The sequence below is a fragment of the Arthrobacter sp. YD4 genome, from assembly GCF_030410515.1.
In the GTDB taxonomy this organism is placed as follows: Bacteria; Actinomycetota; Actinomycetes; order Actinomycetales; family Micrococcaceae; genus Arthrobacter.
In genome coordinates, this window is record NZ_JAUHHD010000005.1 from 345,723 (window position 1) to 368,534 (window position 22,812).

General features: G+C 69.0%; 20 protein-coding genes and 1 tRNA gene. 7 read left to right on the forward strand and 14 right to left on the reverse strand.

Going from position 1 to position 22,812, the window contains the following annotated elements:
- Positions 1 to 266: 266 nt before the first annotated feature.
- Together QWJ39_RS14480 and QWJ39_RS14485 are read right to left on the reverse strand one after the other, a co-directional pair.
- Positions 267 to 1,667, reverse strand: coding sequence for a PhoH family protein (locus tag QWJ39_RS14480; protein WP_290258550.1), 1,401 nt, complete (start codon positions 1,665 to 1,667; stop codon positions 267 to 269).
- Positions 1,668 to 1,902: 235 nt separating this feature from the next.
- On the reverse strand, positions 1,903 to 2,664 hold the full coding sequence (locus QWJ39_RS14485; RefSeq protein ID WP_290258551.1) for an isoprenyl transferase: 762 nt from the start codon (positions 2,662 to 2,664) through the stop codon (positions 1,903 to 1,905).
- 278 nt (positions 2,665 to 2,942) lie between these two features.
- Here QWJ39_RS14485 and QWJ39_RS14490 point away from each other — a divergent pair, with 278 nt between their 5' ends.
- The gene (locus tag QWJ39_RS14490; protein WP_290258590.1) at positions 2,943 to 3,584 is read left to right on the forward strand and encodes a hemolysin III family protein; all 642 of its coding nucleotides are present in this window, start codon (positions 2,943 to 2,945) and stop codon (positions 3,582 to 3,584) included.
- 152 nt (positions 3,585 to 3,736) lie between these two features.
- Here QWJ39_RS14490 and QWJ39_RS14495 read toward each other — a convergent pair whose 3' ends face one another.
- From QWJ39_RS14495 to mca, 4 genes are all read right to left on the reverse strand, one after another.
- Complete coding sequence (locus QWJ39_RS14495; protein ID WP_290258552.1) at positions 3,737 to 4,411, reverse strand: HAD family hydrolase; 675 nt, start codon at positions 4,409 to 4,411, stop codon at positions 3,737 to 3,739.
- Positions 4,408 to 6,582, reverse strand: coding sequence for a DUF255 domain-containing protein (locus QWJ39_RS14500; protein WP_290258553.1), 2,175 nt, complete (start codon positions 6,580 to 6,582; stop codon positions 4,408 to 4,410). Before QWJ39_RS14500 ends, QWJ39_RS14495 begins: the two co-directional genes overlap by 4 nt.
- Before the next feature lie 25 nt (positions 6,583 to 6,607).
- A complete protein-coding gene (locus QWJ39_RS14505) occupies positions 6,608 to 6,964 on the reverse strand; it encodes a hypothetical protein (protein ID WP_290258554.1) in 357 nt (118 codons plus the stop codon).
- Positions 6,965 to 7,042: 78 nt separating this feature from the next.
- Positions 7,043 to 7,948: a mycothiol conjugate amidase Mca gene (gene mca / locus QWJ39_RS14510; RefSeq protein ID WP_290258555.1), complete on the reverse strand. Its 906-nt coding sequence runs from the start codon at positions 7,946 to 7,948 to the stop codon at positions 7,043 to 7,045.
- An 80-nt stretch (positions 7,949 to 8,028) separates the two neighbouring features.
- On the opposite strand from mca, the gene QWJ39_RS14515 reads away from it, so the two are divergent.
- Together QWJ39_RS14515 and greA are read left to right on the forward strand one after the other, a co-directional pair.
- Complete coding sequence (locus tag QWJ39_RS14515; RefSeq protein ID WP_290258556.1) at positions 8,029 to 8,532, forward strand: DUF4307 domain-containing protein; 504 nt, start codon at positions 8,029 to 8,031, stop codon at positions 8,530 to 8,532.
- A 225-nt stretch (positions 8,533 to 8,757) separates the two neighbouring features.
- Entirely contained in the window at positions 8,758 to 9,252 is a 495-nt protein-coding gene (gene greA / locus QWJ39_RS14520; RefSeq protein ID WP_290258557.1) for a transcription elongation factor GreA, read from the forward strand.
- 91 nt (positions 9,253 to 9,343) lie between these two features.
- On the opposite strand, the gene QWJ39_RS14525 is transcribed toward greA, so the two are convergent.
- The 5 genes from QWJ39_RS14525 to QWJ39_RS14545 form a co-directional block, all read right to left on the reverse strand.
- Positions 9,344 to 9,949 (reverse strand): rhomboid family intramembrane serine protease, encoded by a 606-nt coding sequence (locus tag QWJ39_RS14525; RefSeq protein ID WP_290258558.1) that lies wholly within the window; start codon positions 9,947 to 9,949, stop codon positions 9,344 to 9,346.
- Positions 9,950 to 9,958: 9 nt separating this feature from the next.
- A complete protein-coding gene (gene ilvA, locus QWJ39_RS14530) occupies positions 9,959 to 11,197 on the reverse strand; it encodes a threonine ammonia-lyase (protein WP_290258559.1) in 1,239 nt (412 codons plus the stop codon).
- Between the two features lie 48 nt (positions 11,198 to 11,245).
- Positions 11,246 to 12,568: an AI-2E family transporter gene (locus tag QWJ39_RS14535; RefSeq protein WP_290258560.1), complete on the reverse strand. Its 1,323-nt coding sequence runs from the start codon at positions 12,566 to 12,568 to the stop codon at positions 11,246 to 11,248.
- Positions 12,569 to 12,606: 38 nt separating this feature from the next.
- Positions 12,607 to 13,614, reverse strand: coding sequence for an aldose 1-epimerase family protein (locus QWJ39_RS14540; protein ID WP_290258561.1), 1,008 nt, complete (start codon positions 13,612 to 13,614; stop codon positions 12,607 to 12,609).
- 155 nt (positions 13,615 to 13,769) lie between these two features.
- Positions 13,770 to 14,726, reverse strand: coding sequence for a Bax inhibitor-1/YccA family protein (locus QWJ39_RS14545; RefSeq protein WP_290258562.1), 957 nt, complete (start codon positions 14,724 to 14,726; stop codon positions 13,770 to 13,772).
- Between the two features lie 488 nt (positions 14,727 to 15,214).
- On the opposite strand from QWJ39_RS14545, the gene QWJ39_RS14550 reads away from it, so the two are divergent.
- Genes QWJ39_RS14550 through QWJ39_RS14565 form a run of 4 tightly spaced genes read left to right on the forward strand, consistent with a single transcriptional unit; the run spans position 15,215 to position 19,367 of the window.
- Positions 15,215 to 16,507, forward strand: a complete 1,293-nt coding sequence (locus QWJ39_RS14550) for a branched-chain amino acid ABC transporter permease (protein ID WP_290258563.1) — start codon at positions 15,215 to 15,217, stop codon at positions 16,505 to 16,507.
- A gap of 9 nt (positions 16,508 to 16,516) precedes the next feature.
- Positions 16,517 to 17,485 (forward strand): branched-chain amino acid ABC transporter permease, encoded by a 969-nt coding sequence (locus QWJ39_RS14555; RefSeq protein WP_290258564.1) that lies wholly within the window; start codon positions 16,517 to 16,519, stop codon positions 17,483 to 17,485.
- On the forward strand, positions 17,482 to 18,597 hold the full coding sequence (locus tag QWJ39_RS14560) for an ABC transporter ATP-binding protein (protein WP_290258565.1): 1,116 nt from the start codon (positions 17,482 to 17,484) through the stop codon (positions 18,595 to 18,597). The genes QWJ39_RS14555 and QWJ39_RS14560 overlap by 4 nt, the downstream gene beginning before the upstream one ends.
- Positions 18,594 to 19,367 carry an ABC transporter ATP-binding protein gene (locus QWJ39_RS14565; RefSeq protein WP_290258566.1) on the forward strand — a complete coding sequence of 258 codons (774 nt, stop codon included), beginning with the start codon at positions 18,594 to 18,596 and terminating at the stop codon, positions 19,365 to 19,367. Before QWJ39_RS14560 ends, QWJ39_RS14565 begins: the two co-directional genes overlap by 4 nt.
- A 522-nt stretch (positions 19,368 to 19,889) precedes the next feature.
- Here QWJ39_RS14565 and QWJ39_RS14570 read toward each other — a convergent pair.
- The 3 genes from QWJ39_RS14570 to QWJ39_RS14580 form a co-directional block, all read right to left on the reverse strand.
- On the reverse strand, positions 19,890 to 21,251 hold the full coding sequence (locus QWJ39_RS14570) for an ABC transporter substrate-binding protein (RefSeq protein WP_290258567.1): 1,362 nt from the start codon (positions 21,249 to 21,251) through the stop codon (positions 19,890 to 19,892).
- A gap of 267 nt (positions 21,252 to 21,518) precedes the next feature.
- Positions 21,519 to 21,592, reverse strand: a tRNA-Leu gene (locus tag QWJ39_RS14575).
- A 29-nt stretch (positions 21,593 to 21,621) separates the two neighbouring features.
- Entirely contained in the window at positions 21,622 to 22,599 is a 978-nt protein-coding gene (locus tag QWJ39_RS14580) for an ACT domain-containing protein (protein WP_290258568.1), read from the reverse strand.
- Between the last annotated feature and the right edge of the window lie 213 nt (positions 22,600 to 22,812).

Below are 22,812 nucleotides of genomic sequence, written 5' to 3' on the forward strand. Positions count from 1 at the left end.
CCCACTGACGCGTGGGCGACTGACGCACAAGCCGCGCCGCGGGCTCTTCGCGTAGTCGCGCATCGCGGTACATTGGCCTCCAGAGGTCGCCCAGCGACCGGCGGGGGCCAATGGGACGTGTCTAAGCGACGGCGAAGGGGCCGTGGCCCGGCGAACCCGGCCACGCCGACAAACGAAGGGGCCGTGGCCCGGCGAACCCGGCCACGCCGACAAACGAAGGGGCCGTGGCCCGGCGAACCGAGCCACGGCCCCTTCGACAGGTGCGCCTAGATCTCAGCCCCCTCGAGCAGGTCCGTTACGAGGGCGGCGATCGGCGAGCGCTCGGAGCGGGTGAGGGTGATGTGGCCGAAGAGCGGGTGGCCCTTGAGGGTTTCGACGACGGCGGCGACGCCGTCGTGCCGGCCGACGCGGAGGTTGTCGCGCTGGGCGACGTCGTGGGTGAGGACGATCTTGGAGTTCTGGCCGATCCGGCTCATGACCGTGAGCAGGACGTTCTTCTCCAGGGACTGTGCCTCGTCGACGATCACGAAGGCGTCGTGCAGGGAGCGGCCGCGGATGTGGGTCAGCGGCATGACCTCGAGCATGCCGCGGTCCATCACCTCTTCGACCACCTCCTGGCTGACCAGCGCGCCGAGGGTGTCGAAGACCGCCTGCGCCCACGGGTTCATTTTCTCCGCCTCTGATCCGGGCAGGTAGCCCAGTTCCTGGCCGCCGACGGCGTAGAGCGGGCGGAAGACGATCACCTTGCGGTGTTCCCGGCGCTCCAGGACGGCCTCGAGGCCGGCGCAGAGGGCGAGGGCGGACTTGCCGGTGCCGGCGCGGCCGCCGAGGGAGACGATCCCGACGGAGGGGTCCAGCAGCAGGTCGATTGCGAGGCGCTGCTCGGCGGAGCGGCCGTGCAGGCCGAAGACGTCCCGGTCGCCCTTGACCAGCCGGACCTGCTTGTCGGAGCCCACCCGGCCCAGGGCCGAACCACGGCTGGAGAGCAGCACCAGGCCGGTGTTGACGGGCAGTTCGCCGGCGGCCGGGATGAAGACCGGTTCGTGGCCGTAGAGCGTGGCCACGTCCTCCTCGGCGGCGTCGATCTCGGCCAGGCCGGTCCAGCCGGAGTCCTTGACGAGCTCGTTGCGGTACTCGTCGGCCAGCAGGCCCATGGCGGAGGCCTTGACGCGCATCGGCAGGTCCTTGGACACCACGGTAACGTCCCGGCCTTCGTTGGAGAGGTTCTTGGCGACGGCCAGGATCCGGCTGTCGTTGTCACCGCCGCGGAAGCCGGCCGGGAGCACCTCGGCGGAGATGTGGTTCATCTCCACCATCAGGGTGCCGCCGTCGGCCCCCAGCGGAATAGGGCGGTCCAGGCCGCCGTGCTCCACCCTCAGGTCGTCGAGGAGGCGGAGGGCCTTGCGGGCGAAGTAGCCCAGTTCCGGGTCGTGCCGTTTGCTTTCCAGTTCCGTGATCACCACGATCGGCACGATCACCTCGTGTTCGGCGAAGCGCAGCAGCGCCCGCGGATCCGAGAGCAGGACGGAGGTGTCGATGACGTAGCTTCGGGTGGTCGCGCCCTGCGGGGCGGCCGCGCCGGCGGTGGATTTGGCTCGCGTGGTGCGAGAGGTAGCTTGCGTGCCCTCGGTGGAACTGACGGTGGGCAGTGCTTCGGAAATAGCCACATCGACTCCAGCCCCGGGCCCCCAGGCCCGGAAAGGTTAGTGGTGAGGCGGTTCGGCCCTGAGGCCGGACGCGGCCTCCCATACACCCGGTGCGGACGTCCGCTCCATGTACTGGCCTCCCCGATCAGCCGGCGGTTTGCCCGCTGATGGGATTAACGTACTTCCACCGCGCGTCGATTGCCGGATTATTTTTCGGCGATTCTTGCGGACATCAGGTGACAGGCGGGTGAACGCTTCAGGCCCCGAAGCGGCGCTGCCGGCCGGCGTAGTCGCGCAGGGCGCGCAGGAAGTCGACCTTGCGGAAGGCGGGCCAGAGGGCCTCGCAGAAGTAGAACTCGCTGTAGGCGCTCTGCCACATCAGGAACCCGGAGAGCCGCTGCTCGCCGGAGGTGCGGATGACCAGGTCAGGGTCGGGCTGGCCACGGGTGTAGAGGAAGCGGGAGATGTCGTCAACAGTGAGCTCGTCGGCGAGCTTGCCGATGTCGGCGCCGCGGGCGACGGCGTCGTGCAGCAGTTCGCGGACGGCGTCGACGATTTCGCGCCGGCCGCCGTAGCCGACGGCGACGTTGACGTGGATCTTCTCGTGCGCCGGGGTGCGGGCGGTGAGCTTGTTCAGCCGCTCGGCCAGGTAGTCCGGGAGCAGTTCGGGGGCGCCCATGGCGTGGACCGAGACGTCCTCGTCCTCGTCCAGGCGGTCGAGGGTGTTGGCGATGATGCCCATCAGCAGCTCAAGCTCTTCGCCGGAGCGGTTCATGTTGTCCGTGGAGAGCATGTAGAGCGTGACCACCTTGATCCCGAGCTCCTGGCACCAGCCGAGGAATTCGTGGATCTTGTCCGCTCCTGCCTGGTGGCCCTGGCTGGTGGGGGCGTTGAACTGCCGGGCCCAGCGGCGGTTTCCGTCGACCATCACGCCGATGTGCCGGGGGATCCGTTCCGGGTCCAGCGAGCGCTGCAGGCTGCGCTCGTAGAAGCCATAGAGGAATCCGGGCAGTTCCATCCGGGGATTCACCTGGCTTCCTTGGGTCTGACGGGAGTGCATTCCTAGGCTACCCGCCGCGCGGGCCGGGCCGCGCACCCGGGCCGGGCGATTTACCCCAGCCCGCTTGCTACCCGTCGGTAACTTATCCGCGCGTCGAATATTATTGCCGTATGGAACGCAACTCAGCGGAACCCGGACCGAGCCTGTCTCCGCACGGCGACCGCGCCGCGGAGCCGGCACCCCCAGCAGGCGCCCCGCGGGGCAAGGGCGGCGCCGTCGACGAGGCGGCCGTCCGGATCGCCGGGCTGCTCATGATCAAGCCCAAGTGGCGCGGCTGGATCCACACCGTCACCGCCCCGCTGGCGTTTGCCGCCGGCCTGGTCCTGGTGCTGCTGGCCCCCACAACCGAACTGAAGATCGCCTCCGCCGTCTACGCCTTCACCGGGGTGCTGCTGTTCGGCGTGAGCGCGGTTTACCACCGCGGCAACTGGTCCCCGGGCGTGAAGATCGTGCTGAAGCGTCTCGACCACACCAACATCATGCTGGTGATTGCCGGCAGCTACACCCCGCTGGCGTGGGCCCTGCTGGACCGGCCCAAGGCGGTGTTCCTGCTCTGGCTGATCTGGACCGGGGCGGTGCTGGGTGTGTTGTTCCGGCTGCTCTGGACGCACGCGCCGCGCTGGCTCTACGTGCCGATCTACATTGCCTTGGGCTGCGCGGCCCTGTTCTACCTGCCCGACTTCTTCGCCGCCAGCATCCCCGCCGCCGTCCTGATCTGCGTGGGCGGTGCCTTCTACATCACCGGCGCGGTGTTCTACGCCCTCAAGAAGCCCAACTTCAGCTACAGCCACTTCGGCTTCCACGAGCTGTTCCACGCCTTCACGGTCTTCGCCTTCGCAGCGCACTACATCGCCATCGCGATGGCCGTCCTGGGCTGACCGGGTCTAGCCTGGCCCGGCCGCCGGATCTCTTCATTTTTGGAGCACGACGGCGGGTTCGCGGCCCGGGCGCGCCGGTCACCGCCGCCGTACGTGGGGAATTTCCCCGGCGGGTGCCGGACCGCGCGGCCCATCCCCCCGCCGGGTGCCGGTCAGGGGCGGCCGGCGGCGATCAGTTCCGGCAGCAGACGCATGTCCTCGAACACGGTGGTTCCGGGGCCGGCCAGCCGTTCCGCGGGGGTCACTCCCCCGGCGTAGGCGAAGGCGTGCATGCCGGCGGCCCGGGCCGCCTGCACCCCGTAGGCGCTGTCCTCTACGACGGCGCAGCGGGCCGGGTCCACGCCGAGGGTCCTCGCCGCGTGCAGGAACAGGTCCGGGGCCGGCTTGCCGTTGCGGACCTCGGTGGCGCTGAAGATGCGCCCGGCGAAGCGGTTCAGCAGCCCGGTCTGGCCCAGGGTCCGCCGCATCTTCTCGTGGCTGCCGCTGGAGGCCACGCAGTGCGGCAGCTCCAGCAGGTCCAGGGCCTCCTCGATGCCGTCCACCGCGGTGAGGTCCCGTTCGAAGGCCTCGCGGTACCAGTGCTGGTAGACGCTGTCCCAGCCCTCGGCCAGTTCGATGCCGAGGTGGTTCTCGATGCTCGAGACGAAGTTGGCCTCGCTCTTGCCGACGAAGCGGGCGACGATTTCCTCCCGCTCCAGTTCCCAGCCGAGGTCCGCCAGGACCCGCTGGTCGACGTGGACGGAGATTACCTCGGAGTCCACCAGGACGCCGTCGCAGTCGAAGACGACGAGCTCGAAGGGACCTGGCTGAGCGGGGGTTGGGGTCATCCCGCCATGCTAGCCAGTTGCTCCCGCACCTGGGCGGCGGACACCGCCGGGGCGTGGCAGACCATGGCGCGGCAGAGGTACACCACCGGGTCCCCCTTGGTCTCGCGGCCGTGCAGCAGCGGGACCGGGCCCGGCGCGGTGCCAGGTCCCGGCTCGGCATCCTGGACGGCGATGACCAGGCCGGGGCTGGGCGAGCGGAGCAGTTCGCGGTGCAGCGCGGAGCGGGCGGCCGACGGCGGACCGGCGACCGCGGCTTCCACGGGACCGGCGACGGCGGCCTGGGCGGCGGCGAGCAGGCCGCCGGCGGCCCGGGGCGCCTGCCGGGCCAGCGGGGGCAGGAGGGCCAGGATCTGTTCGGCGAGGCTGCGGTGCCCGGTGGAGCCGGTGAGGGCGGCGTAGCTGAGCAGCGCACCGGCGAAAGCCGCCGCGCCGCTGGGGGTGGCGTCGTCGAACGGGTCAGCCCCGGCGCCGCCACCCTGGGCGTTGCCCACCTGGGCGGACTCCCCGGCGGCGTCGCGCAGGGTTCCGCCGGCGGCAAAGCGTTCGCAGGCGGCCAGGAGGATCCCCTCGGCCAGGGCGTACCAGCGGGTCTGTCCCGTTGCGGCGTAGAGCGCGAAGAGGCCCTCGCTGCAGAACGCGTAGTCCTCCAGCAGGCCGCCAATGCCGCGGGCCCGCCCGTCGTGAGAGACCCGGACCAGCAACCCCGGCTCCCCATCCGTCCCCGGCGTCCAGTGCACCCGTTCCAGATACTCCGCGATCCGCTCGCCGGCGGCCAGGAGCTCTGCCCGGTTCAGTTCGGTTCCCAGTTCGGTTCCGTCCAGCACGGCGGCGGCGTCGGCCAGGGCGCCGAGGGCCAGGCCGTTCCAGCCGGCCACCACCTTCTCGTCCCGGGCCGGCTGCGGCCGCGCCGAACGTGCAGCACGCAGCGCCGGGCGCACCCGCTGCCAGAGCCGGCGGTCCTCCCCGGCGAGGCCGTCGCCGGCGGCCCCGCCGGGGTGCAGCGGAGCCCCGGACGGGCCGACATGCATGAGCCGGGCGACGGCGGCGCCGTCCTCCCGGCCCAGGACATCGGCGAGTTCCGCCGCGGTCCAGAGGTAGGTTCCGCCCTCGTGATGGACGCCGTCCACCACCGTGTCGGCGTCCAGGGAGGAGGCGAGGGCGGCCAGTCCGCCGTCGGGGCCGGTCAGGCCCAGGGCCGCCAGCATCCAGTCCGCGGTCCCGGCGGTGGCCTCGGCGGCCTCCGCGGCGGGGTACTCGGCCGAGCCGCCCAGCCGGACCCAGTGTGCGCAGGCGCGCAGCAGCAGGGCGTTGTCGTAGAGCATCTTCTCGAAGTGCGGGAGGGACCAGTCCCGGGTGACCGAATACCGGGCGAACCCGCCGTCGAGCTGGTCGTAGAGCGCGGAGCGGGCCATGGCGGCCAGGGTGCGCCCGGCGATCCCGCGGGCCGTGTCTGCTGTCGCGGACGGGACCGCGGCGTGCCTGATGAGGAACTCCAGGACGGCCGACGGCGGGAACTTCGGGGCGGCGCCGAAGCCGCCCCCGGCGTCCTCGGCCGCCGCCAGCGCGCGGACGGCGTCGGCGAGCACCTCCGGGTCCGGGGTGCCCGGCCCGGCATCTGCCGCGTCGCTGCCCGTGCCGGGGGGCTGCAGGCGCACGGCGGAGCGGGCGTGCAGGTCCGCCAGCCCGCGGGCCAGTGCCGCGGCGTTGGCTTCCACGGCTTCCCGGCGCTCCGCCCAGGCCTCGTGGACCGCTTCCAGCACCTGCCGGAAGGAGGGCCGGCCCGGCATGGGCCGGGGCGGGAAGTAGGTTCCGGCGTGGAAGGCCCGGCCGTCGGGGAGCAGGAACACGGACATCGGCCAGCCGCCCTCGCCGGTGAGCGCCTGGGTGGCGGCCATGTAGGCGGCGTCGACGTCGGGGCGTTCCTCCCGGTCCACCTTGACGGAGACGAAGTGCTCGTTCAGGTACCGGGCGGTCTCCGGGTCCTCGAAGGACTCACCGGCCATGACGTGGCACCAGTGGCAGGCCGCGTAGCCGATGGAGAGGAAGACCGGCACGTCCCGGTCCGCGGCGGCGGCGAAGGCCGCGTCGCCGAAGGGTTGCCAGTGCATCGGGTTGCCGGCGTGCTGGCGCAGGTAGGCGGAGGGCTCGCCGGCCAGGGCGTTGCCCGTCACCGGTGGCTCCCCCGCCGAGGGGGTGTCAGCGGCTTCCGGGTCCCGCGTCACCGTTGGCCTCCGGGCGGGCCGGTCCGGATCCGTCCCTGCCGCCGTTGAGGGTTCCGCCGTCGAGGGTCCCGGCGCCGGGAGTAACGTCGGCTCCCTTGTCAGCTCCGCCCTCGGCCGCGGCGCGTTCTTCCTCCACCTGGGCCCGGTAGCGGACCCGCCGGATCCGGCGCACCATGTCCACGATCAGCAGGGCGCTGAGGATGACGATGAAGGCGGTGAGCACGAATCCCAGCAGGCCCGGGCTGACCTGGTCCTGGTCGAGCCCGGGGCGCAGTGACGGCGTCGGGGAAGGCGCCGGGGCGGTGGCCAGGGCAATGAACAAGGAGTGCACGGGTAAACCTTCTGTGAGGAACTGGGGGTCAGGGCTCCGACGCCGCTTTTCTACGCGGCATAGAAGTCTCTGCTGGGTCTATCTTAGCCCGGCGAAGAAGTCCGTTTCCGGCAGTTCTGCGGGGACGCGGGAGGTGATCAGCGAGTAGTCCTCCCACGGCCAGGTCTGCCGCTGCATCGCCGGGGAGACGGCGAAGAAGAAGCCTTCCGGGTCGATCTGCGTCCGGTGCGCGCGCAGGGCGTTGTCCCGGGCTTCGAAGTAGTCCCCGCACTGGATCTGGGTGGTGGTTTCGTGGGTGGGCGCCGGCGGGGTGTGGCCCTCGGCGTCGGCCTCAAGCCAGGCGGCGATCCGCTCGGCGTACGGCGACTGCAGGCCGGCCTCCTCGAGGGCGTAGTGCAGGGCCTTGAACCGTTCCGGGCTGAAGGCACGATCGTAGTAGAGCTTGCTGGGGGTCCAGGCCTCCCCGGTGCCCGGGTAGCGGTCCGGGCTGCCGGCGGCCTCGAAGGCCTCGACGGCGACGCGGTGGGCCATGATGTGGTCCGGGTGCGGGTAGCCGCCGTTCTCGTCGTAGCTGAGGATCACGTGCGGCTTGAAGGACCGGACCAGGCGGACCAACGGCGCGGCGGCGCGCTCCAGCGGCAGCGTCGCGAAGGATCCGGCCGGCAGCGGCGGCAGCGGGTCGCCCTCGGGCAGGCCGGAGTCCACGAAGCCCAGCCAGCGCTGCCGGATGCCCAGCACCTTGGCCGCGTTAGCCATCTCCAGCCGGCGGGCGCCGGCCATGTCCCGCTTGGGGTGCGGCGCGGACTCCATCTGCGGGTTCTGGATGTCGCCGCGGGAGCCATCGGTGCAAGTGGCCACCAGGACGTCGACGCCGGCCGCGGCGTACATGGCCATGGTCGCCGCGCCCTTGCTGGATTCGTCGTCGGGGTGGGCGTGGACGGCGAGGAGCCGAAGCGGGGCGGACGGGCTGGGGGACGCTGTCATCGTCGGACGGCTCCTCTTTCTTCTCTGGGTGGTTCGAGCCGGGTGATTTCGGGCTGACCGATCCACACTAAACTGGACTGGTGACTTCCGAGGAGCAGCCTGCAGCACCCGCGCCGGCACCCACCAGCCTAGCCAATCGCTACGGCGGTCAAAAGCGCGCCATGGGCGGCAGCTTCGGCAGGGCCCGAAGCACCGGCGGGACCACCGACGGACGCAAGCGCAGGCGCAACCTCCTGATCGCGGCCCTGGCCGTCGCGGTGGCCTTCCTCGCCTGGGTGGCAACCTCCGCAGCCACCGGGTCCGTCAGCTTCAAGGACATCGGCTACAGCACCCCGGACGCCACCCTCGCCCAGCTGGACTTCCAGGTCACGAAGAACCCGGACAGCACCGCCGCATGCGCCGTGAAGGCCCTTGATTCGAAGTTCGCGGTGGTCGGCTGGAAGGTCGTCACCATCGGCCCGAACGACGCCTCGGCCGGGACCGACGGCGGCCACACCACCGCCCAGCGGGTGACGCTGCGGACCGAATCTCAGGCGGTCTCCGCCGTCGTCGACAACTGCTGGCTGCCCTCCGCCAACAAGTAACGACCGCCCCAAGCGTGTGACGCAACGCGTAACACGGTGTGACCTGCGCCGCTCAGGTTCTTTGGTTTATCCACAGCATTGACTACAATGGATCAAAACCTTAACCCCGCTGAGCTGGTTGCTGAGTTCCATAAGTGGCCACCGTGGCGGGGTCTTTGCTTGTTTGACCAGTTCGTTTGACCCGTTTTGTTTGACCAGCTTGTTTATCCACCAAAGGAGAAGTCCGTGTCGACCACCAACAGCGCAACTGCAGCTTGGCTTACCCAGGAAGCTTTTGACCGCCTGAAGGCAGAGCTGGACCACCTCTCCGGCGCCGGCCGGGCGGAAATCGTTCAGAAGATCGAAGCCGCCCGCCAGGAGGGCGACCTCAAGGAGAACGGTGGATACCACGCCGCCAAGGAGGAACAGGGCAAGATCGAGGCCCGCATCCGCCAGCTGACCGTCCTGCTCCGCGACGCCCACGTGGGCGAGGCTCCCGCCGACGACGGAATCGTCGAACCGGGCATGATCGTCGTCGCGAAGATCGCCGGCGACGAGGAAACCTTCCTGCTGGGCTCCCGCGAGATCGCCGGCGACTCGGACCTGGATGTCTTCAGCGAGAAGTCCCCGCTGGGCTCGGCCATCGTCGGCCACAAGGAGGGCGACAAGCTCAGCTACACCGCCCCGAACGGCAAGGACATCACCGTGGAGATCCTCTCCGCGAAGCCGTACGTCGGCTAGCCACCAACGGACGACGCCGGCCCTCCCCTCCCGGGGACGGGCCGGCGTCGGCGTTTAACGCGCCGGCGATTAAGGCGACGGTATTCAGGATTCAGGGTTTCGACGTGGCGCGCCGGCGCAGCAGCAGCGCCGCCACCACCCCGCCGGCGGCACCGCCCAGGTGCGCCTGCCAGGAAACATAGCCGGCCACCGTGGGGAGCACCCCGAAGAGGATGCCGCCGTAGGCCAGGAACAGCACCACGGAGAGCAGGATCTGCCCCCAGTGCCGGTTCAGGAAGCCGCGCACCAGCAGGAAGGCGAACAGCCCGAACACCAGCCCGGACGCGCCCACCGTGATGTTGTAGCCGCCGATCAGCCACACCGTCAGCCCGGAGCCGAACCAACTCGCAGCCAGTGCGGTGAGGAAGACCCGCAGCCCGGAGAGGAACACCAGGAAGCCGAAGATGATCAGCGGCAGGGTGTTGGAGAACAGGTGGGCCAGGCTGGCGTGCAGCAGCGGGAAGGTGAGGATGTCCACCAGGCCCTCGGGCGTGCGCGGCCGGAGCCCGAACACCCGGTTCAGGGAATGCAGCATGAGGGTGTTGACGAACTCCACCGCGTAGAGGAACGCCACGAAGGACCCCACCACCGCCAGTCCCTGCCGGGCGCGGGCCGCGGTGGTGCCCCGGCGCTGCTCCCCCTCGGGCGCTTCCAGCACGGCGGCTGCCTAGTGCACCACGATCGGCTGGAACCCCTCGGCCCGGAGCGCGGCCAGGACCTGCTCGCCGTGCTCGTGGCCCTTGGTTTCCAGGTTGACCGTGATGGAGACGTCGCCCATGCTGATCGATCCGCCCACCCGGGTGTGGTCCAGGCCGGTGACGTTCGCGTCATTCTCGGCGATGATCCGGGCGATGGTGGCCAGCGAACCGGGCCGGTCGTCCAGCATCATCCGCACGGTCATGTACCGGCCGGCGGCGGAGAGGCCGCGCTGGATGACCTTGAGCATGAGCATAGGGTCGATGTTGCCGCCTGAGAGCACGACGGCGGTGGTGCCGGGGTTCTCGATCTTCCCTTCCATCAGCGCGGCGACGCCCACGGCGCCGGCCGGTTCGACGACCATCTTGGCCCGTTCCAGTAGGAAGATCAGGGCCCGGGCGAGGGCGTCCTCGCTGACGGTGACGACGTCGTCCACCAGTTCCCGGATGATGCTGAAGGGCAGCTGGCCGGGGCGGCCGACGGCGATGCCGTCCGCCATGGTGGAGACCCGTTTCAGCGGCACCAGGGCGTCCGCGGCGAGGGAGGGCGGGTAGGCGGCGGCGTTCTCGGCCTGCACGCCGATGATGCGGATGGTTCGGCCCAGTTCCTTGGCGCGGGCCTTGACGGCGACGGCCACGCCGGCGAGCAGGCCGCCGCCGCCGACGCCCATCAGGATGGTGTCCACGTGCGGGATCTGTTCGAGGATCTCCAGCCCCACGGTGCCCTGCCCGGCCACGACGTCGACGTCGTCGAACGGGTGCACGAACACGGCGCCCGATTCGTCCGCGTAGCGCTTGGCCTCGGCGAGTGCCTCGTCGACGTTGTGGCCGTGGAGCACCACCTCCGCGCCGTGGCTGCGGGTGGCGGCGAGCTTGGGCAGCGCGACGCCCAGCGGCATGTAGATCCGGGCCTTGATGCCGAGGGCCTTCGCGGCGACGGCCACGCCCTGGGCGTGGTTGCCGGCTGAGGCCGCCACGACGCCCCGCTGCTTCTCGGCCGCGGAGAGCTTGGCCATCCGGACGTAGGCGCCGCGGACCTTGAACGAACCCGCACGCTGCAGGTTTTCGCACTTGAAGTAGACCTCGCCGCCCACCAGGCCGCCGAGGGCCCGGGAGGACTCCACCGGGGTCCGGGTAATAATCCCGTCGAGCAGCTTCTGCGCCTCCAGGACATCGTCCAATGTGACGGGAAGGGTCTCGAGGGTATTCACGAACTAGTCTCCTTTTAGGGTTCCTGCGTCGGCGCGAGGGTGGCTTTCCTACCCGTCGCCCGGGGTGTTGCCGGCGCCGGCCGGGGCGGAAACGCCCGGTTGGTTGGCGGCTGCCAGCTCTCCATCATGTTCCCACGTTCTGGCCGCGATGTACCGAACGGCCGAGTTTGCTACGGCGAGGATCGGGACGGAGAACAGCGCGCCGGGGATGCCGGCCAGGTAGGAACCGGCGGCGACGGAGAGGATGACGGCCACGGGGTGCAGGGAGACGGCCTTGCCCATCACCAGCGGCTGCAGGATGTGGCCTTCGAGCTGCTGGACCAGCAGCACGATGCCGATCATGATCAGCGCGTTGACCAGGCCGTTGGCCACCAGGGCCAGCAGCACGGCGATGGCACCGGTGACCAGCGCGCCGACGACTGGGATGAAGGAGCCGATGAAGACCAGGACGCCCAGCGGCAGGGCCAGCGGCACGCCGATGATCGCGGCGCCGACGCCGATGCCGAGGGCATCGACGAAGGCGACGAACATCTGGATCCGGGTGTAGCTGACCATGGAGCCCCAGCCGCGCCGCCCGGCCCCGTTGACCGCCGGGCGGGCCTTCCGCGGCATCAGCCGGACCAGGAACCGCCAGATCCGCTCGCCTTCGAGCAGGAAGAAGATGGTGACGAAGAGGGCGATCAGCATCCCCGCGGCGAAGTGGCCGGCGGTGCTTCCGAAGGTCAGGGCGCCGCTGACGATGCTGCTGCTGTTTTTCTGCAGCGCGGCGGTGGCTTCCTCGATGTAGGTGTCGATCTGGGCGGCGGTCAGGTGCAGCGGGCCCTCGGAGAGCCAGGTCTGGACCTGCTGGACGCCGGTGAGCGCCTGGCCCCAGAGTTCGCCGAAGCCGGAGGTCAGCTGGCGGCCGACCAGGGCCAGGGCGCCGGCGATCACGCCGATGAAGCCAAGGAGGGTGATGGCGACGGCGAGGCCGTTGGGCACCTTGCGCCGCCGGAGCCACCGGGTGACCGGGCTGAGCAGGCCGGCGAGCAGGGCGGCGACCATGATCGGGATGATGAGGAAGCTGATCTTGCTCAGCAGCCAGATCATCGCGCCGGAGACCAGCAGGATCAGGCCGACCCGCCAGGCCCAGGACGCGGCGATCCGGATGCCGTAGGGGATGTCCTCGTCCAGTTCGCGGTCGGTGCGCACGCGGGGCCCGGTTCCGGACGGGGCGGTCCCCTCCCCCGGGGTTCCCGTCGTGACCGGCACTCCCGCCGGCGCGGCGGACAGTGCGGGATCTGCGTAGCCCGGGACGGTGATTCCGGGCCGGTCGTCGGGACCGGTGGTGTCGGTCGGGAGGGTGGGGCGGGCGTCATCAGCTGGCGTCATTACCCCATAATTCCCTAGCTTGCCTAGGAAAGGAAACGCTAGCCGTTCAGCGTGGCGCGGATCCCCCAGGTCATGGAGAACTCCTCGCCGGCGGCGAGCCAGCGCAGCCCGTCACCGCTGTTGAACGCGTTTGCCGGACCGGTCATCGGTTCCAGGGCCACGGCCCGGTTCAGCCCGGGCAGCCGGTCGGTGACGAAGACGTGGACGTAGCCGCAGTGCTCGTCCTGCCAGAGCGTGACGCTGCGCCCGTCGGGGGCGTGCAGCGTGCTGCCGGCCTCGCCGCCGTCGAACTCCAGGTCCGTGTAGGCGCTGTCCAGGTCCAGGTCTCCGGCGCGGCGCCCGGAGCGAAGGTCGTAGTCGCCGGCCACGGGCTCGGTATCGCGCGGGATCTGGCGTTCGTCGGTGACCAGGCGGGTGACGCCGGAGACGGTGACGGTGAGGTCCTCGGTGGGCACGTCGCTGATCCGCAGATAGGGGTGGGCGCCCAGCACGAACGGGGCGGAGTCGCGGCCGTCGTTGATGAGGGTCTGCCGGACGGTCAGTCCCAGGTCCTCGCCGAGGGAGTACCGGACCCGGTGCCGGAGAAGGAACGGATAGCCGTGCTGCGGGAAGACAGCGGCCTCGAGCGTGACGGAGAATTCGTCCTCATCCACCAGGGCGTAGCCGGTGTTCCGGAGCAGGCCGTGGCTGGCGTTGTTGAAGCTGACCTCGGTGATGTCCAGCTGGAGTTTCTTGCCGTCAAGGTACCAGATCCCGTCCTCGATCCGGTTGGCCCACGGGGCGAGCATGATGCCGGCGGCGCCCGGGGCGATCTCGTCGTCGGCGTAGGTCTCGGTCAGCGCGACGCCCGCGCGGCTGTAGAGCCGCACGCCGCCGGCGAGTTCGGTGATGACGGCGAGCGCGTCGCCGCGCCGCAGTTCATACTGCCGGCCGGTGGCGTAGCGGCGGGCCTCGGAGTCGGTTGCTGCGGGGCTGGTTGCTGCGGGGCCAGCGGCGGAGCCAGCGGCAGAGGAGGTGTCGGCGGGGGCGGAGGCGGTCGGTTCCATGGGCACCACCGTACCCAACCCGCGCGCTCCCCTCCTAGCGCGGCCTTCGGGCGGCGGATAACCGCCGACAGACGAAACGGGCCCCGCCGTGAGGCGGGGCCCGTTTCCTAAAACATCGTGGCCTGTCGGCCCTGTCGGCCGAAGCCAGCGTCGTGTCAGTCGTCGCCGCGCAGGATGGCCAGCAGGCGGATGATCTCCACGTACAGCCACACCAGGGTGACCGTCAGGCCGAAGGCGGCGGTCCAGGAGAAACGCTGCGGGGCACCGGCGCGGACGCCGGCCTCGATGCTGGTGAAGTCCATGATCAGCGAGAACGCGGCCAGGCCGATGGCCAGCAAGCCGATGAAGACACCCAGCGGGATGCCGAAGATCTCGACCGAGGTGCGGAGACCGAACGGGGACTGCACGGCGCCGGTCCACATCATCACCATGTTGATCAGCGCGAAGACGGCGTAGCCGATCAGGGCGATCATGAAGAAGCGCATGGCCCTGGGCGTGGCGCGAACCTTGCCGCTCTTGAACAGCACCAGGGTCACGGCGAAGACGGAGAGGGTGCCGATGACGGCCTGCAGGCCGACGCCGGGGAACATGCCGTCAAGGATGCGGGTCAGGCCGCCGAGGAACAGGCCCTCGAGGGCGGCGTAGGCCAGGATCAGCGCCGGGGAGGGCTGCTTCTTGAAGGTGTTGACCATCGCCAGGACGAATCCGCCCAGCGCGCCGACCAGCATCAGCATCGAGGCCAGCCCCTGCGCGACGACGAGCGTCACGGCGGCGCCGACGATCACGGCGCCGAGGCATGCGGCGGTCTTCATAATCACGTCGTCGAACGTCATCCGGCCCGCATCGGCGGGCCCGGCCGCCGGACGGTTGTACAGGTCCTGCAGCTGCTCGCTGCTCATGGCCTGCTGGCCCGCGTTCCAGCCGGCCTGCTGGCCGTACTGGGGCCGGCCAAACTGGTTCTGGCCGTACTGGGGCTGTCCGTAGTTCTGGCCATAGGGTGCCTGGCCGTAGTTCTGGCCATAACCCTGGCCGTACGCCTGCGGGGCCGGCGGTGCCTGGGTGGCTCCACGGAAGTTCTTTCCGTTGAAGATCGGATTTCCGCCAAGTGCCATTGCTGGTGTCCTCCAAATAAGGGGGTTGAGTGATGAACTGCGGTGGAGTTCGGTAGTTTCCACGCTACCAATTCCCACGGCCCGCGGGCAGGGTTAGTTCCCGCCGTCGGGCGTCGCAACCCAACCGTGACCTCCCCCGCCCGCCCCGCACGGGGATTGTTTAGGACGCATGGCGATCAACAAAAGTTTTCATTAGCTGAACTAATTGGATACCTGCGTCCAGCTTCACGGTTGTTATGTGATCGCGACGTAATACCTGCTCGGAGCGGTAATTAGCGTCCCGCCGGGGCGGTAACATGAGGCCAACGGGGTGACGGACATCACAACCAGCTTCACCATCAGCTCCATCGCATCGCACCACCGGCTCCACCCGTCCCCCGAACGTTCGCAGCGGTTGCAACGGCGCAACCCAGACCATCCCCACGTGGAGGTTTTCACCTTTGAGAAGCACAACACGAGGCCTGCCCCCGCGGCGCCGCGGCAGAATCATGACAGCTGTAGGCGCGGTCTTCGCCGCCGTCGCAGCCCTTCTGCTCATCGTCGCGCCGGCATCGCAGGCCACGACCCCATCGCCGACACCATCCCCGTCGAGCACCAACTTCCAGAACAGCATCAGCGGCTTCCTCCGCGGTGACGACAGGGCGCCGCTGGCCGGCGTCACCATCACCGCCAAGGGCGAGAACTTCACCGGCACCACCAAGTCGGCCGCCAACGGATCCTGGAACATCGGCGTCCCCACCCAGGGCACCTACGAAGTCGAGCTGGACACCAAGACCCTGCCGGAGGGCGTCAAGCTCGCCGAGGGCCAGGAAAACCCCCGCAAGGTCACCTTCAGCCAGACCTCCAACCTCTCCGTGGTCTTCGCCTTCGGTAAGGGCATCGTGGTCCAGCAGCAGGACTTCGGCCAGAACCTGATCAACCGCCTCGTCGCCGGCCTGAGCTTCGGCCTGCTGCTGGCCCTGGCGTCCGTTGGCCTGTCGCTGATCTTCGGCACCACCGGCCTGACCAACTTCGCCCACGGCGAGATGGTCACCCTCGGGGCCGTCCTGGTCTTCGCCTTCAACGCCATGAACCTGCCGTTCTGGCTCGCGATCATCCTGGCTCTCCTCGGCGGCGGCCTCTTCGGCTACGTCCAGGACGCCGGGCTCTGGAAGCCGCTGCGCCGCCGCGGGACCGGCCTGGTGCCGATGATGATCGTCAGCATCGGTCTGGCCCTGGCGGTCCGTTACGTCATCCAGTTCTACTTCGGCGGCGCCACCCAGCAGCTGCCGTTCGCGCAGAGCGCCGAGATCCAGATCGGCCCGATCTCCATCTCGCCGAACAACCTCTGGTCCCTGCTGATCAGCGTGATCGTCATCGCCGTCCTCGGCGTCGTGCTGCTGAAGACCCGCCTGGGCAAGGCCACCCGCGCGGTGGCCGACAACCCCGCCCTCGCCGCGGCCTCCGGCATCGACGTCGACTCCGTGATCCGCATCGTCTGGGTCACCGGCGGCATGCTGGCCTCCCTTGGCGGCATCCTCTGGGCCTACTACCGGCCGGGCGTCACGTTCGACATGGGATCCCAGATCCTGCTGCTCATCTTCGCCGGCGTCACCCTGGGCGGCCTCGGCACCGTGTGGGGCGCCCTCTTCGGCTCCATCATCGTCGGTATCTTCGTGGAGCTCACCACCGTGTTCGGCCTCGCCGCCGACCTCAAGTACGTGGGAGCCCTCTTCATCATGATCGTTGTCCTCTTGTTCCGGCCCCAGGGCATCCTGGGCCGCCGCGAGCGCGTGGGTTAGGAGACAAACATGGACTTCGGATTCATTCTTTCCAGCGCTGCCGGAGAAATCTTCAGCCCGACGACGGCGGCGTACGCACTCGCCGCGCTCGGCCTGGCGGTGCACTTCGGCTACTCGGGCCTGCTGAACTTCGGCCAGGCCGGCTTCATGGCGGTGGGAGCCTACGGTTTCGCCATCTCCACCCTGAGCTTCCACGTGCCGTTCTTCGTGGGCCTGCTGATCGCCGTCGTCTGCTCGGCCATCTTCGCCCTGCTGCTCGGCATCCCCACCCTGCGGCTGCGGGCCGACTACCTGGCCATCGTCACGATCGCGGCCGCGGAAATTGTCCGTTACATCGTCACCACCAACCAGCTGACCTCGGTCACCGGTTCGGCCAACGGCCTGGCCGCCTTCGAGGGCGACTTCTACGCCATGAACCCGTTCCCCGAGGGCTCCTACTTCGGCATGAACAACCGCGACTTCTTCATCCGGGTCGCCGGCTGGGCCCTCGTGATCGTGTGCTGCGTCCTCGTCTGGCTGCTGATGCGCAGCCCGTGGGGCCGCGTCCTCAAGGGCATCCGTGAGGACGAGAACGCCGTCCGCTCCCTCGGCAAGAACGTCTACGCCTACAAGATGCAGGCCCTGGTCATCGGCGGCGTCCTCGGCGCCCTCGCCGGTATGGTCTTCACCCTCCCCCGCGGTGCGGTGCAGCCGGCCAACTACGGCACCGAGCTGACGTTCTTCCTGTACACCTGCCTGCTGCTCGGCGGCCTCGGCACCGTGTTGGGACCGGTCGTCGGCGCCATGATCTTCTGGGTGGTGCTGTCCCTGACCCAGGGCGTGCTCTACGGGCTGATCGAGTCCGGCGCCGTCACCTGGCTGAACACGGTCCAGGCCGGTCAGCTGCGCTACATCCTGGTAGGCATCGCCCTGATGCTGCTGATGATCTTCAGGCCGCAGGGCGTCTTTGGCAATAAGAAGGAGCTGGCGTTCGCATGAGCATGCACAGCCAAGAACCCAAGGCCGGCGCCGGCACCACGGCCGACGCCGAGACCATCGACTACATGACGGACTCCCGTCCGATCGCGGCCGGGGAGATCGCGCCCGGCTGCAAGAAGCGGGACCCGATCGTGGTGGCGGAGAACGTCACCCGCAGCTTCGGCGGCATCAACGCCGTCGACGTCGAATACCTGGAAATCCCGCGGCACAAGATCACCGCCCTGATCGGCCCGAACGGTGCCGGCAAGACCACCCTCTTCAACCTGCTGACCGGTTTCGATACCCCGAACACCGGCAAGTGGCAGTTCGAGGGCAACAGCCTGGCCGGCGTCTCCTCCTACAAGGTGGCGCGGATGGGCATGGTCCGCACCTTCCAGCTGACCAAGGTCATGGGCAAGCTCACCGTGATGGAGAACATGCGCCTCGGCGCCTCCAACCAGTCCGGCGAGAAGCTCTACAAGGCGCTGTTCAAGGGAATCTGGGGCGGCGAGGAGAAGCGCATCACCGAGCAGGCCGAGGTGCTGCTGCAGAAGTTCAAGCTCGACGCCAAGAAGGACGACTACGCGGCGTCCCTCTCCGGCGGCCAGCGCAAGCTCCTGGAGATGGCCCGTTCCCTCATGGTCCGGCCCAAGCTGGTCATGCTGGACGAGCCGATGGCAGGCGTGAACCCGGCGCTGACGCAGTCGCTGCTGGACCACATCAAGAACCTCAAGGCCGAGGGCATGACCGTGTTGTTCGTCGAGCACGACATGCACATGGTCCGCCACATCGCCGACTGGGTGGTGGTCATGGCCGAGGGCAAGATCGTCGCCGAGGGCCCGCCCGCCGAGGTGATGAAGAACCCGGCCGTGATCGACGCCTACTTGGGCGCCCACCACGACGTCGACCTCGGCGACTCCGAGGGCATCAAGGAGCTCGCCGCCGAGCTCGAGGCCGACGACGAATCGATCGTCGGCACCGAGAACGCCGGCATCATCTCCTCCGATGTGATCGCGACGGAAACCGCCGACGCCGGAACCGCGCCCGCCACGGGTGCGGCGCACGGGCGGCGGAGCGCCGAGGAGCCGAACCATGGCGAACAGCCGCCCAGCACAGTGAAGGACGCAGAATGAGCGCCACGAGCCCCGCCCCCGCCGCCCAGAGCGGATTCGACGGCGACTCGGTCGTCAAGGTCACCAACCTGGTGGCCGGTTATATCCCGGGCGTCAACATCCTCAACGGGTGCAGCATCGAGGCCCGCAAGGGTGAACTGATCGGCATCATCGGGCCCAACGGCGCCGGCAAGTCGACCCTGCTCAAGGCCATGTTCGGCCTGGTCAAGGTCCACTCCGGCTCCGTGGTGGTCCGCGGCCAGGACATCACCGGGCTGAAGGCGAACAAGCTGGTCACCAAGGGCGTCGGTTTCGTCCCGCAGACCAACAACGTCTTCGCGGCCCTGACCATCGAAGAGAACCTGCAGATGGGCATGTTCCAGCGGCCCAAGGACTTCGCCAAGCGGTTCGAGTTCGTGGCGGACCTCTTCCCGGAGCTGGCGAAGCGGCGGGCCCAGCGCGCCGGTTCCCTCTCCGGCGGCGAACGCCAGATGGTCGCCATGGGCCGGGCCCTGATGATGGACCCGGCGGTGCTGCTTCTCGATGAGCCCTCGGCCGGCCTCTCCCCCGTCAAGCAGGACGAGACCTTCCTGCGGGTCCACGAGATCAACCGGGCCGGCGTCTCCGTGATCATGGTCGAGCAGAACGCCCGGCGCTGCCTGCAGATCTGCGACCGCGGCTACGTCCTGGACCAGGGCAAGGACGCGTACACCGGCACCGGCCGGGAGCTGATGAAGGATCCCAAGGTCATCCAGCTCTACCTGGGCACCCTGGCAGACACCGTCGAGTAGTTCCAGGCTCACCCCCTCCGAAGGGTCGTCACCGCACCGGTGGCGGCCCTTCGCCGTGCTCCGGGTGTCTCCTCTCCCGGCTCCGACTCCGGACGCAGGCGCTTGCTCGGCGCCTGCGCGTTGACGGACCCACCGGTAGGTTTCCGCGCAGGTTTGGGACTTCCGCACCCCGGGCCCGCGATGCCCCTGTCCGGAACCGTAGCGAAAATCTGGAACCGTCGCCCCAGCCGGACCAATTATTCGCCTCGGTCTCGGCCTAGGAGCCGACTGTGCCGAACCGGACGCTCCGCGCTTATCCCGCCTACCCCGTGCCCACACCCCTCCGCGCAGCCGTTTCCGCCCGGCGTCGAGGATTCCGCGGCGGAATCGGACCTGCGCACCCCGGATCCGGCGTGCCCGAGTCCGGAACCGCAGCGCAAGTCCAGAACCGCTGCGGAGAGTCCAGGCAGCACCCGCCCGCAAACGCAGGAAACCCCCGCCCAGATGGACGGGGGTTTCCTGTGTGTCAGTCAGAGGCGGGGCTTAGAGCTTGCCGAACTCTTCCTTGACGGGCTTGTAGCTGTTGTCATCCTGGTACTCGTAAATGCCGATGTAGGCTTCCGTCGGGTCACCGGCGTCGGAGAACGTTACGGGGCCGGACTGGCCGTCGTAGTCGATGTCCTTGCCGTTGCGGAGCAGGGTGACGCAGGTGGCGAAGCTGTTGCACTTCTCGCCGCCTTCGGAGACGTCCTTGAGGTGCTTGGCGATCTCCGTGCCCTTGGTGCTCTTGGCTTCCTCAGCGGCCAGGGCGATCAGGTTCACGGCGTCGTAGGACTCGCCTGCGTAGCTGTAATCCTTCAGCGCCGGGTCGATGCCGAGCAGCTTCTTCTTGAAGTCATCCTTGGCGAAGGTACCGGGGATGGTGCCCTGGGCGCCCTTGAGGGTGCCTGCCTTGAAGTCCTTGCTGTAGTCGGACATGTTGCCGTCCACCATGAAGATCTGCGTGGGCTTGACGCCCTTGCCGGTGATCAGCGGAACGATGCTCTTGGCCTGGTCAAAGGTGATCAGTGCGATCGCGTCCGGCTTGGCGGCGAGGACCTTGTCCACCTGGCTGCTGAACTGCGAGTCACCCTCGTTGAAGAGTTCCTGGGCCACAACCTTGCCGCCGGCGGCCTCAACTGCGGACTGGATGTTCTTGGCCAGGCCGGTGCCGTAGGCGTCATTGAGGACGATCATGCCGACGGTCTGGGCGCCACAGGTGGTCATGTAGTTGCCCAGGACCTTGCCCTGCAGGACGTCGGAGGGAGCGGTGCGCCAGTAGAGGCCCTTGTCGTCCCAGGTGGTGAAGTCCGGCGAGGTGTTGGCCGGGGAGAACTGGATGACGCCCGCGCCGGTGATCTGGTTGATCACGGTCTTGGAGACACCGGAGGAGGCGGCGCCGATGATGGCGCTGACACCCTGGCCGAGGAGGGCGGTGGTGGACTGCGTGGCGATGTCGGTCTTGGTGTCGCCGGAGTCGCGGTGGATGACCTCGACCGGCTTGCCCAGGACGCCGCCGGCATCGTTGATTTCCTTGATGCCGAGGTTGACGCCGGCGATTTCCGGCGGGCCGAGGAAGGCGAGCGAACCGGTGGTCGGCAGCAGCGAACCGATCTTCAGCGGGGTATCCGTGGTGGTCGAGGAAGCGGGCACGGAGCCTGCGGCGCTGGCCGAGCTGCTGGCAGCTGCGGAGGCGCTGGGAGCCGGGCAGGAAATGCCGCCGGCCTGGCTGGAGGCCGAAGCCGAGCCGGAGCCGCTGGACGAGGGCGTGGACGATCCGCCACAAGCCGTAGCCAGAAGGGCGACGCCGATGCTAAGCGCGGTGAGCTTGGCAATGCGCGGCGCCGCCTGGGGGAGTGAAGTCATAGAGAGGTCTCCTCGATCGAAAGGTGCGAACGGCCTTTGACGCGAAAGATCAGGTGTTCCTGATTTAGCTTCAAGCTAGTGCAATTTCAGCCCGAAAATAAGTGACTACGGTCACATCCTTATAACACTCGTTGCCTAGGGGGAATCAGGGCCCCAAACCGCCCCCAAACCTCTCCCCGGGCCGCAAAGAGCACCCGAGAGGACGCTCCCGGATGACACAAAACCGCCCCGGCCCTTCACAAAGGAAGGGCCGGGGCGGCGACGGGGTACCCCAGGTGGGACTCGAACCCACAACACGCGGATTTTAAGTCCGATGCCTCTGCCAATTGGGCTACTGGGGCGCCGGACAATCGTATCGCGCCGGCACCCCTCAGCCGTGGCCGCCGGCGGCGTCGAAGGGCGCCGCGTACCGGAAGGTGCCGTTCACTCCCCCGGGCCAGAGCGCCAGCGGCAGCAGCTGGAAGTACTCGCCCCAGGCCGGGTCCGGCGCCTGCACGCCGAGGGAGGTGGAGGGAACGAAGCCGAACCGGGCGTAGTACCCGGGGCTGCCGAGGAGGGCGATGCCCCGCTCCCCCGCGGCGTTGGCCCGGCTGATGGTCTCTTTCATCAGGGCCGAGCCGATGCCGTGCCGCTGCAGCCGCGGCGTCACCCCCAGCGGGCCTAGCCCCAGCAGCTCCAGCTCCCCCACCCGGCCGCGGGTGCTGATCACGTGGCCCACGATCTCGCCGTCGAGCTCGGCGACAACGCTGAACGCCGGAAGGTACTCCGCGCACTCGAAGAGGGCCGCCAGCAGCCCCACCTCCTCGGGTTCGCCCTCGACCGGCTCCCCGGTGACCGGCGAGATCGCGAACGCCGCGCGGGTCAGCTCGAGCAGGGCCGGGCGGTCCCCCGGCTGCTCGTCGCGCAGCACCAGCCGCGGTTCCGGGGCCGGGGTGCCGCCGCTGGCGGACCGGCTGGCGGCGGACAGTTCGTGGAGCACCTCGAGGGCACGTTCGGCGTCGGGGACCGGGACGAGCAGGTGGTCGTGGTGGAAACCGGCCAGGACTTTGACGCCGATCTTCGCCTCGGCCAGGGCGGCACTGATGGCGGCGGTCAGCCCGGCGGCCCCGTCCGCGGATGGGGTCTGGGCGGTGATCCAGGCCGCCGCATGGTCATGGGGCAGGTCCTGGGCGTCGGCGTCTGCGCGGGGCAGCACCACGGTGAGCCCGTCGGCCTCGCGGACGGCGGCGGCGATGTGGCCGCTCAGCGGCCTGCCCTCGGGCCAGCGGACGTAGACATACTCGCCTTCGCGGACCGCCGGATGCATCGAGGCGAGCAGGGTATGCAAGTCTTTCTCGGCCGGGGTCATGGCCCCAGTCTAGGCACGCTACCAGGACCCGGGGCCAGGAGTGCGTCCGCCACAAGCGGTACAACGACGACGGCGGCCGCTCCCCTGCGTGGGCGGCTTCTAGCGGTCGTTGCAACACCCGTTATTGGGAGTTGCAACGACCGTGTCGCGTTTAAGTGGTGAATCGAAGTGCCATCGGAGGTACTCGGATCAGGAGAAAGCAGCATTTTTTGT